Here is a 14,285-nt window from a genome sequence, read left to right as displayed (position 1 = left end):
GTCGCGTGAACTCGCACCCCGCCTCCAGCGCCTACCGCCTGTACGCGGACGGCGCCGTCGTCTCCTATCTGCAGTGGCGCAGCGGCGCCGGCTGGCAGCTCTGGCGACGCGGCCACGGCTGGCGCCCGGTGGACGAGGACGCCCAGCCGGCGCACGCGCTCGACGCCGCCGCCGACGCGCTCCTCGGCCCACCGGAGGCCGGCCCCGTCCGCCCCGCCCGCCGCTGCGAGCTGCACGTCCGCGGGCTCGCCGCGGACGTCGTGCCGGTCGCCTTCCCCGAGACGATCACGGTCCGCACCGGCGACGTCTCGATCCTCTCCGGCGACTTCGACGATCGCGGGCTCAACCGCATCGTTCGGCGCGTCGCGTTGTTGGGGGGTGGCGTACTGGCGCTGTTCGAGGAGGGACCCTCCTAGGATTACGCCCGCCCCATTGACGTATTTCCGGTAGGAGGCAGCATTGAAGGTAGGGGGAAGGATTCTCGCGGCGGCGGTCGTCGTGGCGGGACTCGCCGCGCCGGCGACGGCGAACGCGGCGACGGCCACCGTCACGGGTGACGACGGCAACCCGCTCGCGCTGACCGCGGGTGCGCCCGCGTCGATCCGCAACATCAACGTGACGGCGGCGATCAACGTCCCGCAGGCCGACGGCGTCTCGTGGCGCTGGGCCATCACCGGCCCGACGGGCCAGACCGCGTCGATCATCCCGACGGCGGACTACTGCTGGGGCTCCAAGCGCGACGACAACATCCGCATCAACTTCCAGGGCAACGGCGCCTACGCGCTGACGCTCACCACGTACAGCGGCAGCAGCTGCAGCGGCACCCCGAAGACCACGACGTTCGGCTGGAACGTCGCGGCGTCGGTCGCGCTCACCCAGCCGGCCACCCCGCTGCTCACCCGTCCGGCGAACAGCCTGACGACGAACACGCACCTGATCCCGATCGCCGGCAACCCGGGCGCGAACTTCTACGAGACGCGCTGGGCCAAGGGCGGCGTCATCGGCCCGGACGGCGGGATCGCGGGCCCGAGCAACTCGGCGCCGTTCGACGACGCCACCGGCCAGGTCAAGTTCTCGCCCTACGACGGCCCGGGCCAGTACGTGATGGTCTCGCGCGGCGTGTACGGCAACAACGCGACCGCCTGGAGCGCCCCGATCACGATCAACGTGGTCTCGCCGTTCGACATCTCGAGCGTGTACTTCCCGGACCGCCGCGGGCCGAGCTACCAGATCGCCGCGTACGTCCGCGAGAAGGCCATCGCCGGCAGCCGCGTGACGGTCGCCGTCGCCAAGGGCAAGAAGGGCAAGAAGTTCCGCACCCTCGGCAAGGGCAAGGTCAACAGCAAGGGCGTCGTCAAGGTCCGCTTCCGCCTCGCGCGCGGCACCTACCGCGTGCGCTTCTCCTTCGCCGGCAACTCGGTCGTCGCGAAGGGCACGCAGTACGGCACCATGACGATCCGGCGCGTGATCGCCTAGCCACGCTTCCTCGCGGGTCAGCGGCGGCGGTACTCGATCTGATCGATGACCGTCGCCCGCCGGCCCGCGGGCGCGAGCCCGTCCAGCCAGGACGGGAACCAGGCGTTCGCGAACAGGTTCATCGGCAGCTTCGTCACGCCGTTGTTCCAGGTGCGCAGCGCGGTGCCGTCGACGCTGAACGTCACGCGCCCGTTGCTCCACGCGATCTCGTAGTCGTGCATCGCCGCCGTCGGGTCGAACCCGAGCGTGCGCGTCTCGGTGTGCGTCTGCCGGCCACCGGCGTAGGTCGTGAACATCACCCGGCCCGACGGGTCGTTGAAGACCTCGATGTCGATCTCGCTCGCGTAGTCGGGCGCCGCGTAGAGGAAGAAGCCGGTGATCGAGGACGGCGCGTCCGCGACCTGCATGCGGGCCGTGGCGACGCCGCTCGCGTAGGTCTGCGTGCTGCGGATCTCCCCGCCGTCGGTGGTGCCGTCGGGCAGGACGAGCGCGAGCGCGCCGTTGCCGACGACCACGTTGCCGGCCGTCAGCGCACTGCGCCCCAACTGGTGCTCACCCGCGGTCCAGCGTGTGGCCTCCAAAGTCGAGAAGCCGTCGCTGAACGCGGTGGCGGTGGCGGCGTTGGCGGTCGAGGGCACGATCAGCACAGCGAGGACGGCGAGGAGCAGCAGGCGCGACATGCAGTATGGGTCGGCTCGCCGTGCGCGACCATGGGTCGTGATTGGACACGTGTCCTAAACCGGGAGTGGGCACTTGAGCCGGGCGCCCGCGCTGCCGACGCCCGGCTCACGGCTTCAGCCCGCGGCCACTCGGGCGAGCAGCGCGTCGAAGCGCGCGCCGTCGTGGACGACGGTCGCGTCCGGGTGCGCGGCGCGCAGCGTCAAGGGCGCGGCGTCGCGGTCGAGCACCTCGTAGGTCGTCCAACGCGAGCGCGTGGGGGAGCTGCCGCGCGCGGGGTTGCCGGGGTCGTCGATCGCGAGCGGCTTGCCGTCGTCCGCGCGTACCCAGAGCACCCACGGATCGCGGTCGGCGGTGTCGGTGAGCGTGATCTTCCACGCCTCCACGCCGTCGTGGACCTCGCGGCCGCGCACGGCGGCGCGCCCGTCGTCGATCAGCACGCGCACCTTCGTGACCAGCGGGTCGCCGCGGGGCACGATCTCGCGCGGGCGGGTGCGGCCGGAGGCGGCGGGCTCCACACCGGCACGGCCCGGCTTGTCGGCGGCGAGCTTGGCCCGCTTGATCGCGTCGGCCTTCGCGTCCGGCCCCTTGCCCGCGGGTCGTTCGCCGTCGTCCTCGTAGATCGTGTTCGTCGCAGGGTCGAAGATCGCGCCCTCGGCCACTTCGAGCCCGCTGGGCTCGATCATGCGCGCGCCCTCCAACCGGTCCAGGTCCTGCCAGAACTCGCGGGTGCGGCCGGCGTCGTCGACCATCACCGAGTGCACGACCTTGCCGGCGGGCGGGTCGAACCAGCGCATCGCCTGCGAGAGCGCCACGGCGCTGTCGGGGCGGTCGCCGCCCGCCAGCACGATCGCCGCGGCCGCGAGCGCGACGACGGCGACGGCGGGGAGGGCCAGCGGCCGCCGCGTCCGGCGCGCCACCGGCTCGCGCATCACGCGGGTCAGCAGCTCGCGGTCGGGCTCGGCGTCCGGCACCGGCGGGCGCGCGGCGCGCAGTCGTTCATCTACGTCCATTGGGGGTGCTCCACGGTCGAGGAGGTGCTCAGGGCCGCGCGCAGTCGCCGGCGCGCCCGGGAGATCCGCATCCGGTACGCGGCGGGCGTGATGCCCAGGGCGTGCGCGGCGTCGGCGCCGGAGAGGTCGAGCCAGGCCGTCAGGACGAGCGCCTCACGGTCCATCGGCTCGAGCTGCAGGAGCGCGGAGCGCAGGGTGACGTCGTCGATCAGCTCCGACGGGTCCGGCGCGTCCACGCGCGGCTGGGCGCCGAGCAGGGCCCGGAGCGCGCCCACCCGCCGCTCGGAGCGGCGGGCGTTGGCGAGCACGCGGCGGGTCACCCCGATCAGCCAGCCGAGCTCGGCGCCGCGCGGGATGTCGGCCTGGCGTCTCCAGGCCGTGGTGTAGGTCTCGGCGACCGCGTCGTCGGCGTCGGCCTCCGACGACGCGAGTGACCGGGCATAGGTCCGGACCTTCGGATACGTCGTCCGGTAGAGGTGCTCGAAGTCCACGCCCCTGAAGTGTCCACCCGGGGCGCGAACGCAACGGCGCTCAGGCGAACGCCAGCACGAGGCCCGCGGCGACGAGCAGCACGGCGGTCAGCCCGTGGATGCTCAGCGCGGTCGAGCGCTTGCCGCCGTTGACGACCACGATCAGCGCGTCCGCGATCGGCGTGATGGCCGCGGCGACCGCCGCCCAGCCGAGCGCCGAGCGGCCCGCGGCCGCCCAGACGACGAGCAGCACCACGCCCGACGTGATGTCCCGGGCGCCTTTGATCTCGGTCAGCGCGCGCGGGCTCTCGACGTCGACCCCGAAGGCGAGCAGCGCGGCGCGCGGCTGGAGGAAGAAGCGCAGGCCGATGGCGATGATCGCCACACAGGCGACGAGCACGAGCAGCAGAGCGGCGAGTTCCATGGCGAGCGGTCCTTTCGTCCGAGTCCTAGCGTCGTTATATAACAGCGTTAGACTACGTGGCGATGTCGCCCCGACCCGCTCCGGACCTCGACCACCGACGCGACGAGGTGATCCGTGCCGCCCGCGTGCTCGCCGAGGACGAGGGCTGGGCCGCGGTCACCATGCGCCGCCTCGCCTCGCTCGTCGGCGCCACGCAGCCCGTGCTCTACACGGCGTTCGCCGGCCGCCAGGCGCTGATCGACGCCGTGGCGGTCAGCGGCTTCCGCGACCTGGCCGCAGCACTCGCGGCGGTGGAGCCGGCGCCGCGCGCGCGGATGCGCGCCTACCTGGACTTCGCGGCCGCGCACCCGCGGCTGTACGAGGCGATGTTCTCGCTGCCCTCGGGGCTGCGGTTCGCCGCCGACGACACGCCGGAGCCGCTGCGGCGGGCGTTCGCCGGCGTGCAGGTGGTGTTCCCGGACGCGGACGGCACGCGGGCGGAGGTGGCGTGGTCGGCGCTGCACGGCCTGGCCACGCTGCAGGCCGGCGGGCGCCTGCGACCGAGCCACGCGCAGGCGCGGCTGGAGCTCCTGCACGCCCTGCTCACCGGCTGACGGCTCACCCGTGCCGGATGCGCGGGTCCAACCGGGTCTGGAACGCGTCGACGAGGAAGTTGGCGATCACGATGAGGATCACGCCCTCCAGGATCAGCGCCTCGAGCACCGGCACGTCGCGGCTGTAGATCGCGCCGCGGATCGTCACGAACATGCCGGGGATCCCGAAGCCGTACTCGATCGCGGCGGCGGTGATCAGCATGGTCGAGACGTTCACGCCGATCAGGCCCGCGATCGGCGGCGAGGAGAACGGCAGCGCGTGGCGGTTGAGCACGTTGCGCTCGCCGACGCCCTTGGCGCGTGCGGTGCGGATGAAGTCCTCGTGCAGCGCCTCGCTCAGGCTCGCCTCCGCGATCCGCGAGACGAACGCGGCCATCGGCAGCGCGCAGCACAGCCACGGCACCCACATCGCCTTCAGGAACGCCGCGGGGTCCTCGCCGAACGGCCGGTAGTCGCCCTGCCCGGAGACGAACGGGAGCTTGTAGGTGCCGCTGTTCCACGAGAAGAAGACGAGGACCGCGAACGCGAGGAAGTACGGCGGGCACGAGAGCAGGAACGCGATCGTCACGTGCAGCGCGCGCGTGATCCGCGTCCGTGGGTACATCGCGCACCAGCGCCCGGCGGCCACGCCGAGCAGCGTGCCCAGCAGCACGCCGCCGATGATCAGCTGCAGGTCGACCGGGACGCGGGCGCGCATCATCGCCGCGACCGTCCCCGTGCCCCAGCCGGTGCACAGCATCACCGGGTCCGCCTTGCGCTTGCGTCCCGGGTTGCAGCCCTCGCCGTTGGTGACCCCCAGCTCGCCGCGGGCGATGTCCAGCAGGTGCCCGGGCGTGTCCACGATCGCCGCGCCGAAGGTCATCTGGTCCACCCCGGTGTGCGACGTGAACAGCACGTGGCCGATCGAGATCGAGATGATCGCGGTCAGGACCAGCGCCGGCAGCCGGCGTGCGAGGAGGTGGTACACGAGGTCTTATGTACGGTCGCGTCCGGATGTGTCTCAGGCGCGGCTCATGCCCGGACAGGGGTCGGCGAGGGGAACCCCTCGGAAGCGTGCCCGGGCGGCGGCGTCTCAGCGGGGGACAAGGCTAACCGCCATCCCGAACGCCCTGGAGGCACTCCATGCGCAAGCCCCGTCTTTCGCCGTCCACCCTGATCGCCACGGTCGCGCTGATCGCCGCGACCGGCGGCACCGCCGTCGCCGCCGGCGACGAGATCATCACGAGCCCCGACCAGATCAAGAACCTGGTGATCACCGAGCCCAAGCTGGCCGACGCCTCGGTCGACCAGCGCGCGATCCAGGACCGCGGGGTCTCGCAGCGCGACGAGGCGAACCCGACGCTGCGCTACAGCGTCAACGCCAACGGCAGCCTGAACACCGGGGACATGGGCGGCCAGCCCGGGCACGTTCCCGGCAGCAACCGGTACGACCTGTTCTTCTCGAGCTCCGACCTCGGGCCGAACGGGCTCGACACGTGCGGGTTCACCGTGACCCCGCGGCTGCGGTTCACCACGTCCCCGGGCCACAACAGCCACCTGAACATGCGCGCGTACGTCAACTACGCCCGCGGCGCGAACGGCTTCCAGGTGTTCACCTACGAGCAGCGCGCCGACGGGAGCGAGGTGCCGTCGGAGGCCGCCTTCGACGCCGTGGTCAGCTGCTGAGCGAGCTCGGGAGAACTCCCGTGCGCGTGGCGGATAGCCGCCACGCGCTGGCGGAGGCTCGCCGTGCCGTCGCCGGTTTGAGCCCATGGGAGCGACGCGGGCGCGTTGGGAGAGTGCCGGACCATGAAGGTGACCTCCCCGACATTCGCCCTGGCTCTGCTCGCGCTGCTCCCGTCCGCCGCCGACGCCGCGACGCGTCCCGACCTGCGCGTCGCCGCGCTCTCGCCGGCCGCGGTGACCGCCGCGCCCGGCACGACGGTGACGGTGAAGACGACGGTCCGCAACGGCGGGCGGGCGAAGGCCGGGCGCTCGACCGTGCGGCTCGTGCTCTCCAAGGACGCCAGGCGCGACCGCCGCGACACCGTGCTCGCTCGTGCGACCGCGCGGGCGCTGGCACGGGGGAAGTCGGTCGCCGTCCGCGTCAAGGTCAAGGTCCCCGCGTCCGGTGGCATGGTGCTCGCGTGCGCCGACGACCTGCGCGCGGTCCGCGAGGCCAAGGAGGCCAACAACTGCCGTGTCGTGCGCCTGACCGTCACGGCGCCTGCGTCTGCGCCCACCCCGGCCCCGGCCCCCGCGCCCGCGCCCGCGCCGAGCGACGCGCTGCCGGCCCCGGTCCCCGCGAACGGCAAGTGCGCGGCGGTCGACGTGCCCGACCTCGGCTACGCCGACAGCGACTGCGACGGCATCGACGGCACCGCGGCCACCTCCATCTTCGTCTCGCCCAACGGCAGCGACACCAACCCGGGCACGATGGCCGCGCCGCTGCGGACGATCGCGGGTGGTGAGTCCGTGGCCAAGGCCAAGGGCCGCACCGCGGTGCTGATCGCCGCCGGCTCCTACGCGTACGGGATGGTCATCTACGACGGCATCAACCTCTACGGCGGCTACGACCCGGTCACCTGGCAGCGCCGCGCCGACCTCGTCTCCGCGTCCGAGGGCATCAACCAGGCGGGCGGCAACGCCGTCGGCGCGCGGGCGGAGAACATCCTCACGCCGACGACCGTGCAGCAGCTCACCATCAAGTCGCCCAACGCGTTCAACGGCGGTACGGCGTACGGGCTGCAGGCGATCGAGGCCTCGCGGCTGCGGCTCGAGCGCGTGACGATCCTCCCGGGCAAGGGCGGCGCCGGTGCGTCCGGGGCCAACGGCGCCGCCGGTGCGCCGGGGCAGCCCGGCCAGCCGGGCAAGGCGGGCAGCTGCGACGGGAACGCCGGCGGCGCCGGCGGCGCGGGCGGCGGACCGGCCTGGGGCGCGTTCGGCGGGGCCGGTGGCTCCGGCGGGATCGGCTCCCTGAACCTGAGCGGCAAGAGCGGGCTGCCGGGCTCCCGCGGCGTCGTCGGCGGCGACGGCGGCGCGACCGCCGACCCCGGCAAGGCGGGCAGCCCCGGCATCGGCGGCCTGATCGGTGACACGGGCGGCAACGGCACCGACGGCGCGGGCGGCGCCATCGTCGACGGCCTCTGGCGCCCCGCCGACGGCACCCAGGCCGGCGACGGGACGTCCGGCTCCGGCGGCGCGGGCGGCGGCGGAGGCGGCGGCCAGCCGGTCTGGGGCTACTCGGGCGGTGGGAACGGCGGCGGCGGTGGCGGCGAGGGCGGCCACGGTGGCGAAGGCGGCCGCGGCGGCAAGGGCGGCGGCGGCTCGATCGGCATCTTCGCCGTCGGCTCGCACGGCCTCGAGGTCGTCCAGTCGACCATCACCGCGGCCGCCGGCGGCAACGGCGGGATCGGCGGCAACGGCGGCATGGGCGCGGCGGGCGGAGCGGGCGGCCCCGGTGCGACCGCCTGCCTCGAGGAGGTCGGCGCGGGCGGCGCCGGTGGCACGGGCGGCTGGGGCGGCAAGGGCGGCCGCGGCGGCGGTGGCGCCGGCGGTCCGAGCTACGCGCTTTTCGGCACGGGCGGCAAGGTGAACGTCACCGCCAGCACGCTCAGCGCCGGCCCCGGCGGCTACGGCGGCGGCTCCGCCAACGGCGGCGCCTCGGCGTCGCGGGCGGGGGTCTGAGCCATGCGCCTGCTTCTCGTCGCGCTCTTCACCGCGCTGATCCTCATCGCCGTGCCCGGCAGCGCGAGCGCGAAGGCCTGCGGCGTGCCTCAGGCCAAGGCCGTCTACGAGACGCCGGAGGTGCAGATCTACACGTCCAAGGACCGCCTGCTGGCCTGTCGGCGCGGCGGCGCGCTCAGCCCTCGGCAGGTCGGCTGGGACTACACCGACGGCATGGGCACGTACGAGGACGGCACCGTCATCGACGTGCTGGGCGGCCGCTGGGTGTGGGTGGTGCAGAGCACCTCCGCCGCGGAGTCGGCCGACCACAGCGAGTACTGGTTCACCGACATCGTCACGGCCAAGCGCGTGACGGTCACGATCGAGGACGAGGACGGTCCCGCGTACGAGGCGGTCGGGCTCGCCGGCGCGATCATCGTGGCGGGCAAGGATGGCGTCCTCGCGCTGCGCCCGGACGGCGACGTCGACCTGCTGGGCGGCAAGCCGACGGCGTTCGGCTTGGCCGCGGCCGGCAACCGCGTGTACTGGCAGGACGTCAAGGGCGTGGCGCAGACCGCGACCGTGCCGCTGCCGCGTCCCGAGGCGTCGCGCACCCCACCGCGGGCGCGGACGATCGGCCGCTGCAAGCCGCGTCCGGGCGCGCGCCTGCTGCTGCACGACGGCCGCTTCATCTACACGCGCGCCGGCGGGAAGACGTGGCTGTGCGTGAACGGGCGGACCCGCGTGGCGCCGGCCGAGCCGGCCGCCGACCCCAGCCGCCTCGAACCCGCGTCCGTGACGTGGCCGGATCCGTACACCTACTGGCTCGACGCCGCGGGCGCCCCGCACGTCGCCGACGGGGTCCGCTGAAAATTGGCGGAAAACCGACAGCGCTCCGGAGCCATAATGAGCAGCGATGGCAACCAGGGTCCTCATCGTCGACGACCACACGGCGTTTCGCTCGCGGGCGAAGCGGATGCTGGAGGCCGAGGGCTTCGAGGTCGTGGGCGAGGCGGCCGACGGCGCCTCGGGCGTGGACGCCGCGCAGCGGCTCGCGCCGGACGTCGTCTTGCTCGACTTGCAGCTGCCGGATACCACCGGCTTCGAGGTCGCGGAGGCGATCGCGGCCCGCGACGCGTCGCCGGCGGTGGTCATCACGTCCACCCGCGACGACGACGGCTACGACGCCCGCGCGCGGCGTTCCGGGGCCTGTGGCTTCGTGAGCAAGTCGGAGCTGTCGGGCGCCGCGATCGAGGAGCTCCTTCCCTAACGCCGCTCGTCCGGGTAGTCTCGCGCGCCGCCCGCATGACGACGATCGACGCCGACCTCCCCGAGCGCTACCGCGCGCTGCTGCTCTCCGCGCTGGACTGCGTGGTCACGATGGACCACGAGGGTCGCGTCGTGGAGTGGAACCCCGCCGCCGAGCGCACGTTCGGCTGGAGCGCGGCGGAAGCCGCGGGGCAGGACATGGCCGACCTGATCGTCCCGCCGTCGCTGCGTGAGCGCCACCGCGCGGGGCTCGCCCGCTACCTCGCGGGCGGGGCGCCGGTGGTGCTCGACCGGCGTGTCGAGATCACCGCGATGCGCCGGGACGGCACCGAGTTCCCGTGCGAGCTGACGATCACGCGGACGCTTCAGCCGGGCGCCCCGCTGTTCGTCGGCTACCTGCGCGACATCACCGAGCGCCACACGGCCGAGGCCGAGCTGCACGCGTCCCGGGTGCGCATCGTGACCGCGGCCGACGACGCGCGCCGCCGGCTCGAGCGCGACCTGCACGACGGCGCGCAGCAGCACCTCGTCGGGCTCGCGATGACGTTGCGGCTCGCGCGGCGCAAGCTGTTCGACGACCCCGAGTTCGTGGCGGAGCTGCTGGACGAGGCGATCGGCGACCTGGCGACCGCGACGGATGAGCTGCGCGAGCTCGCCCGCGGGTTGCATCCGGCGGTGCTGACCGAAGGTGGCCTGCAGCCGGCGCTCGTCAGCCTGGCCAAGCGCGCGGCCGTGCCGGTGACGATCGTCGCCGCGCCCGAGGAGCGGCTGGACCCGACGGTCGAGATCACCGCGTACTTCGTCGTCGCCGAGGCGCTGACGAACGTCGCGCGCTACGCGGAGGCGACGCAGGCCGAGGTGGGTGTCGAGCACGTCGGCGGCGTCCTGCACGTCGAGGTGCGCGACGACGGCCGCGGCGGCGCGACCATGGACGGCGGCAGCGGCCTGCGAGGGCTGCTCGACCGCGTGAGTGCAATTGGAGGGACGTTGTTCGTCGAGAGCCCGGAAGGTGTGGGGACGTTGCTGCGAGCGGAGTTGCCGTGCGGATCGTGATCGCGGAGGACTCCGTGCTGCTGCGGCGCGGAGCGATCCGGCTGCTCGAGGACGCCGGGTTCGACGTGGTCGGCGAGTGCGGCGACGCCGAGGAGCTGCTCGAGCTCGTGCGGCGCGAGCACCCGGACGTCGCGGTCGTGGACATCCGGATGCCACCGAACCATCTCGACGAAGGGCTGCAGGCCGCGGCCACGATCCGTGCCGAGCTGCCCAAGATCGGCGTGCTGATGCTGTCCCAGTACGTCGAGGAGCGCTACGTCTCCGCGCTGCTCGAGCAGGGGGCCGCGGGCGTGGGCTACCTGCTCAAGGACCGCGTGGCCGAGGTCGAGCGCTTCACCGACGCGATCCGCCAGGTGGCCGGCGGCGGCTCCGTGCTCGACCCCGAGGTCGTTGCGCACATGCTCGGCAACCGCGGCAACGGCAGCCCGGTCGACGCGCTCAACGACCGCGAGACCGAGGTGCTGTCGATGATGGCCGAGGGCAAGACCAACCGGGCGATCTCGAAGGCGCTCTTCATGTCCGAGCGGGCCGTCGAGCGGCACGTGACGGCGATCTTCACCAAGCTCGCGCTGCCGGTGACCGACGAGGACCACCGGCGCGTGCTGGCGGTCCTCGCGTACCTGAAGACGTAGGCGTTACGGGCGTTCGCCGCACCGCCGCGGCGGTTGTCCGCCAGGCGGGCGGCGGGCTAGGCGCATTGGCCCCCGTGGTCACGTCCGGCACGGTTGGGGCATGAACGCGCTTCCGCCCAACACACCGCTGCTGCGCCGCGGGCTCGGCATCGGCACCCAGCGCGCCCTGGAGGCGAGCCCGGGCAGCATCCGGACGTTCGGCAACCTGCGCAAGCGGCCGGAGCGCGAGTCGACGATCCTGCGCGAAGGCGTGCTCGAGGGCGGGCTCGTCGGCGTCCTCGCCCATCACTCGCATCTCGGCCAGGGACCGGGCGAGGGCTACGACTGGTCCGAGTGGACGGACACGGTCGTCTATGCGGAGTTGCCGGTCGCCAACCGCGTGCTCGGACAGGCCTGGTTCGGTCACGCGCAGCCGGTCAGCGTCGGCGCCACGCTCGATCTCCGGCGAGGGCGCGCCGACGCGATCCCGGCCGAGCCGAAGGCACCGGACGCGTTCACCTTCCTGCCGCCGAAGGGTGTGAGCATCGAGGTCGAGTTCGGCGTCGTGTGCGCGTACATGGAAGGCCGTGTGACCGACCCGGCGCGACTCGACATGCTGTGCCGGGCGGCCTCGGCGTTCGCGGACGCGATCGCCATGGTGGTCGCCCGCGAGCCCGGGCTCGACGTCCACGCGCCGGTCGCGCCGCTCGCCGACAGCGAGCGGCGCCGCTGGACCGCGTGGGGCGCCGCGCAGGTGCGCTGGGACGCGCCGCCCGCCGACTTCGACACCGCGGTCGCCGCCTACGCACGCATCGTCCGCGGCGGCGCTCGCAGGTTCGGCCTCGTCGCGGGCGCGCTGTTCTTCCTGATCGCCACGCTCGTCGTCGCGACCCTGCTCGTGGCGGGCGTGGCCACCGGCTTCGCCGCCGGCGGCGTCTTCTCGGCGGCCTTCGCGGTGTGGGCGCTGTGGCGCATCGCCCGTGCGGCGGTCGGCCTCGGCCGCGAGCTGAGCGACGACCAGCGCGACGCCCACGCCCGGCCGTGGGGCCTCGAGGCCTTCGTCACGGGCTACGCGACCTCGCGCGGCCTCGTCGTCGAGGACCCGCGCGTCGCCCAGCGCCGCTTCGACTGCCCGGTGCGCGGCCGTGCCGTCGCCGCGCTGCACGGCCCCGACGGCCACCTGCTGCTCTGGCTCGACCCGAACCGCGACCGCTGGGTCGTGCGCGTGAGCGCCGAGGGCGTGCACGCGGACCGCGCGGACTGGTCGACCGCGGCGCTGGACGCGGCCGTGGCCGCGCGCCGCGCCGCCGTCGCGGCCTGAGCCGCGCCGAGCGCTGCGCCGGACTGCCGCGGCGCGTTGTCGCGCCGTCGTCCTCACCTCAGCGTGGCGAGCCGGCCATCGAGGAACGTGCGATCCGCGGCGTTGCCGGCCAGCGCGAGCGCGCGCTCGTAGGCCTCGCGGGCCGCGTCGGTGTCGCCGCGGCGGCGCAGCAGGTCGGCTCGCGCGGTGTGGAAGTAGTGGTAGCGGTCGAGCGCGGGTGCGAGCGCGTCCATGTGCGCGAGCCCGCCCTCCAGGTCGCCCGCGAGCGCGATGGCGACCGCGCGGTTGAGCTCCACGACCGGGTCGCGGTCGAGCGCGGCCAGGTGCGAGTAGTACGCCGCGATGTGCGTCCAGCGGGTGTCCTGCGGGCGGCGCGCATGGGCGTGCTCGAGCGCGATCGCGGCCTGCAGCGCGTAGCGGCCGGGACGCACGCTCGTCGCCAGCGCACGGGTGGCGAGCCGCGTGGCCTCGGCGATCATCGCCCGGTCCCAGCGGTCGCGGTCCTGGTCCTCGAGCAGGACGAGCGTGCCGTCGGCGTCGGTGCGCGTCTCTCGCCGCGCCTCGTGCGTGAGCAGCAAGGCGTGCAGCGCGAGCGCCTCAGGGTCGTCGGGCATCAGCCGTGCGAGCAGGGCGGCCAACCGCACCCCTTCGGCGCACAACGAGCGCCGGATGTGCGCGTCACCCGCGCTCGCCGCATAGCCCTCGTTGAAGACGAGCGCGACGACGTCGAGCGCCGCGCCGAGCCGCTCCGGCAACGCCGCGTCGGGCGGCACGCGGAACGGGATCCGCGCGACGCGGATCTTCGCCTTGGCCCGCGACAGCCGCTGCGCCATCGTCGGCTCGGGCACGAGGAACGCGCGCGCCACCTCGGCCGTCGTCAGCCCGCCGACCAACCGCAGCGTGAGCGCCACCTGGGCCTCGCGCGCCAGCGCGGGATGGCAGCACGTGAAGATGAGCCGCAGCCGCTCGTCGGGCACGCGCGTCGTCACCCCTTCCACCGCTTCACGCTCGGGCAGGGCCGCCAACTCCGGCAAGACCCGGGTGCGGAGCGTGCGGTCCCGGCGGAGCCGGTCCAGCGCCCGGCGGCGCGCGACGGCGACGATCCACGCGAGCGGGTCGTGCGGCGTGCCGTCGCGCGGCCAGCGCTCGACCGCGGTGGCGAAGGCGTCCTGAACCGCGTCCTCGGCGACGTCCCAGTCGCCGAGGGAGCGGATCAGCGCCGCGACCGCGCGGCCGAAGTGCTCGCGGTAGGCGGCGTCGACGGTCAGGGCGTGGCGCCCTCCAGGCCGGTGCCCTGCAGGCGCGCCGCGTACTGCTCGTAGTCCATGACGGGGCGGATCTCGGTGATCTGGCCGTCGCCGTTCCAGGGCGTGCGCGCGGCCCACGCCATCGCCTCGTCGAGGTCGCGCACCTCGAGCAGGGCGAAGCCGCCGAGCTGCTCCTTGGTCTCCATGAACGGCCCGTCGGTGACGTGGCGGTCGCCCGCGCCGACGCGGATCGTGGTCGCCATGTCACCGGTCTCCAGGCCCTCGCACGCGATCAGCACGCCCGCCGCGCGGGTCGCCGCGTCGAACGCGCCCCAGCCCTCGAACGTCTGCGCGATCTGCTCCGGCGAGGAGTCCAGCCCCGTGAGCTCCTCGCCGTAGAACGTCAGCAGCACCTTCATGTCGAACCTCCGGTCGTCTCCTGCGGATCATGCAGGGGACGAGCGGAGGGCGCTACTTCGACAGCG

General features: G+C 74.0%; 17 protein-coding genes. 10 read left to right on the top strand and 7 right to left on the bottom strand.

The window, feature by feature from the left end; genetic code table 11:
* Positions 1-5 precede the first annotated feature (5 nt).
* Complete coding sequence (locus C8N24_RS00870; protein WP_121246878.1) at positions 6-416, top strand: hypothetical protein; 411 nt, start codon at positions 6-8, stop codon at positions 414-416.
* 43 nt (positions 417-459) lie between these two features.
* Positions 460-1,476: a hypothetical protein gene (locus C8N24_RS00865; RefSeq protein ID WP_147447529.1), complete on the top strand. Its 1,017-nt coding sequence runs from the start codon at positions 460-462 to the stop codon at positions 1,474-1,476.
* Positions 1,477-1,493: 17 nt separating this feature from the next.
* Here the strand turns inward: C8N24_RS00865 and C8N24_RS00860 are convergent, their stop codons facing one another.
* The 4 genes from C8N24_RS00860 to C8N24_RS00845 form a co-directional block, all read right to left on the bottom strand.
* Positions 1,494-2,156, bottom strand: a complete 663-nt coding sequence (locus tag C8N24_RS00860; RefSeq protein WP_121246874.1) for a glycoside hydrolase family 16 protein — start codon at positions 2,154-2,156, stop codon at positions 1,494-1,496.
* Between the two features lie 114 nt (positions 2,157-2,270).
* Positions 2,271-3,167, bottom strand: a complete 897-nt coding sequence (locus C8N24_RS00855; protein ID WP_147447528.1) for a hypothetical protein — start codon at positions 3,165-3,167, stop codon at positions 2,271-2,273.
* Entirely contained in the window at positions 3,158-3,658 is a 501-nt protein-coding gene (locus C8N24_RS00850) for an RNA polymerase sigma factor (protein ID WP_121246869.1), read from the bottom strand. The genes C8N24_RS00855 and C8N24_RS00850 overlap by 10 nt, the downstream gene beginning before the upstream one ends.
* Positions 3,659-3,698: 40 nt before the next feature.
* Positions 3,699-4,061, bottom strand: coding sequence for a DUF4267 domain-containing protein (locus C8N24_RS00845; RefSeq protein WP_121246867.1), 363 nt, complete (start codon positions 4,059-4,061; stop codon positions 3,699-3,701).
* A 62-nt stretch (positions 4,062-4,123) separates the two neighbouring features.
* Here C8N24_RS00845 and C8N24_RS00840 point away from each other — a divergent pair, with 62 nt between their 5' ends.
* Positions 4,124-4,654 carry a TetR/AcrR family transcriptional regulator gene (locus tag C8N24_RS00840; RefSeq protein WP_121252853.1) on the top strand — a complete coding sequence of 177 codons (531 nt, stop codon included), beginning with the start codon at positions 4,124-4,126 and terminating at the stop codon, positions 4,652-4,654.
* A 4-nt stretch (positions 4,655-4,658) separates the two neighbouring features.
* On the opposite strand, the gene C8N24_RS00835 is transcribed toward C8N24_RS00840, so the two are convergent.
* Positions 4,659-5,621 carry an ABC transporter permease gene (locus tag C8N24_RS00835; RefSeq protein ID WP_121246865.1) on the bottom strand — a complete coding sequence of 321 codons (963 nt, stop codon included), beginning with the start codon at positions 5,619-5,621 and terminating at the stop codon, positions 4,659-4,661.
* A 155-nt stretch (positions 5,622-5,776) separates the two neighbouring features.
* On the opposite strand from C8N24_RS00835, the gene C8N24_RS00830 reads away from it, so the two are divergent.
* From C8N24_RS00830 to C8N24_RS00795, 7 genes are all read left to right on the top strand, one after another.
* Positions 5,777-6,319: a hypothetical protein gene (locus tag C8N24_RS00830; RefSeq protein ID WP_121246863.1), complete on the top strand. Its 543-nt coding sequence runs from the start codon at positions 5,777-5,779 to the stop codon at positions 6,317-6,319.
* A gap of 123 nt (positions 6,320-6,442) precedes the next feature.
* The gene (locus C8N24_RS33545) at positions 6,443-8,320 is read left to right on the top strand and encodes a CARDB domain-containing protein (RefSeq protein WP_170178756.1); all 1,878 of its coding nucleotides are present in this window, start codon (positions 6,443-6,445) and stop codon (positions 8,318-8,320) included.
* Between the two features lie 3 nt (positions 8,321-8,323).
* Positions 8,324-9,169: a hypothetical protein gene (locus tag C8N24_RS00815; protein ID WP_121246860.1), complete on the top strand. Its 846-nt coding sequence runs from the start codon at positions 8,324-8,326 to the stop codon at positions 9,167-9,169.
* Between the two features lie 46 nt (positions 9,170-9,215).
* Positions 9,216-9,569, top strand: coding sequence for a response regulator (locus C8N24_RS00810; protein WP_121246859.1), 354 nt, complete (start codon positions 9,216-9,218; stop codon positions 9,567-9,569).
* 35 nt (positions 9,570-9,604) lie between these two features.
* A complete protein-coding gene (locus C8N24_RS00805) occupies positions 9,605-10,621 on the top strand; it encodes a sensor histidine kinase (RefSeq protein ID WP_121246856.1) in 1,017 nt (338 codons plus the stop codon).
* Positions 10,609-11,253 carry a response regulator transcription factor gene (locus tag C8N24_RS00800; protein WP_121246854.1) on the top strand — a complete coding sequence of 215 codons (645 nt, stop codon included), beginning with the start codon at positions 10,609-10,611 and terminating at the stop codon, positions 11,251-11,253. Before C8N24_RS00805 ends, C8N24_RS00800 begins: the two co-directional genes overlap by 13 nt.
* Before the next feature lie 100 nt (positions 11,254-11,353).
* Complete coding sequence (locus C8N24_RS00795) at positions 11,354-12,553, top strand: hypothetical protein (RefSeq protein WP_121246852.1); 1,200 nt, start codon at positions 11,354-11,356, stop codon at positions 12,551-12,553.
* Positions 12,554-12,606: 53 nt separating this feature from the next.
* Here the strand turns inward: C8N24_RS00795 and C8N24_RS00790 are convergent, their stop codons facing one another.
* Together C8N24_RS00790 and C8N24_RS00785 are read right to left on the bottom strand one after the other, a co-directional pair.
* The gene (locus tag C8N24_RS00790) at positions 12,607-13,821 is read right to left on the bottom strand and encodes an RNA polymerase sigma factor (protein WP_121252851.1); all 1,215 of its coding nucleotides are present in this window, start codon (positions 13,819-13,821) and stop codon (positions 12,607-12,609) included.
* Positions 13,818-14,219, bottom strand: a complete 402-nt coding sequence (locus tag C8N24_RS00785; protein ID WP_121246850.1) for a YciI family protein — start codon at positions 14,217-14,219, stop codon at positions 13,818-13,820. The genes C8N24_RS00790 and C8N24_RS00785 overlap by 4 nt, the downstream gene beginning before the upstream one ends.
* Positions 14,220-14,285: the final 66 nt, after the last annotated feature.

Origin of the sequence: Solirubrobacter pauli (genome assembly GCF_003633755.1) — a bacterium.
Taxonomy (GTDB): domain Bacteria; phylum Actinomycetota; class Thermoleophilia; order Solirubrobacterales; family Solirubrobacteraceae; genus Solirubrobacter; species Solirubrobacter pauli.
This window is presented reverse-complemented; position numbering and strand designations above follow the sequence as displayed.

Excerpts from the sequence above, each read along its gene's own strand:
- C8N24_RS00860 (WP_121246874.1), bottom strand. The coding sequence starts at position 2,156 with ATGTCGCGCCTGCTGCTCCTCGCCGTCCTCGCTGTGCTGATCGTGCCC.
- C8N24_RS00855 (WP_147447528.1), bottom strand. The coding sequence starts at position 3,167 with ATGGACGTAGATGAACGACTGCGCGCCGCGCGCCCGCCGGTGCCGGAC.
- C8N24_RS00845 (WP_121246867.1), bottom strand. The coding sequence starts at position 4,061 with ATGGAACTCGCCGCTCTGCTGCTCGTGCTCGTCGCCTGTGTGGCGATC.
- C8N24_RS00840 (WP_121252853.1), top strand. The coding sequence starts at position 4,124 with ATGTCGCCCCGACCCGCTCCGGACCTCGACCACCGACGCGACGAGGTG.
- C8N24_RS00830 (WP_121246863.1), top strand. The coding sequence starts at position 5,777 with ATGCGCAAGCCCCGTCTTTCGCCGTCCACCCTGATCGCCACGGTCGCG.
- C8N24_RS33545 (WP_170178756.1), top strand. The coding sequence starts at position 6,443 with ATGAAGGTGACCTCCCCGACATTCGCCCTGGCTCTGCTCGCGCTGCTC.
- C8N24_RS00815 (WP_121246860.1), top strand. The coding sequence starts at position 8,324 with ATGCGCCTGCTTCTCGTCGCGCTCTTCACCGCGCTGATCCTCATCGCC.
- C8N24_RS00810 (WP_121246859.1), top strand. The coding sequence starts at position 9,216 with ATGGCAACCAGGGTCCTCATCGTCGACGACCACACGGCGTTTCGCTCG.
- C8N24_RS00805 (WP_121246856.1), top strand. The coding sequence starts at position 9,605 with ATGACGACGATCGACGCCGACCTCCCCGAGCGCTACCGCGCGCTGCTG.
- C8N24_RS00795 (WP_121246852.1), top strand. The coding sequence starts at position 11,354 with ATGAACGCGCTTCCGCCCAACACACCGCTGCTGCGCCGCGGGCTCGGC.
- C8N24_RS00785 (WP_121246850.1), bottom strand. The coding sequence starts at position 14,219 with ATGAAGGTGCTGCTGACGTTCTACGGCGAGGAGCTCACGGGGCTGGAC.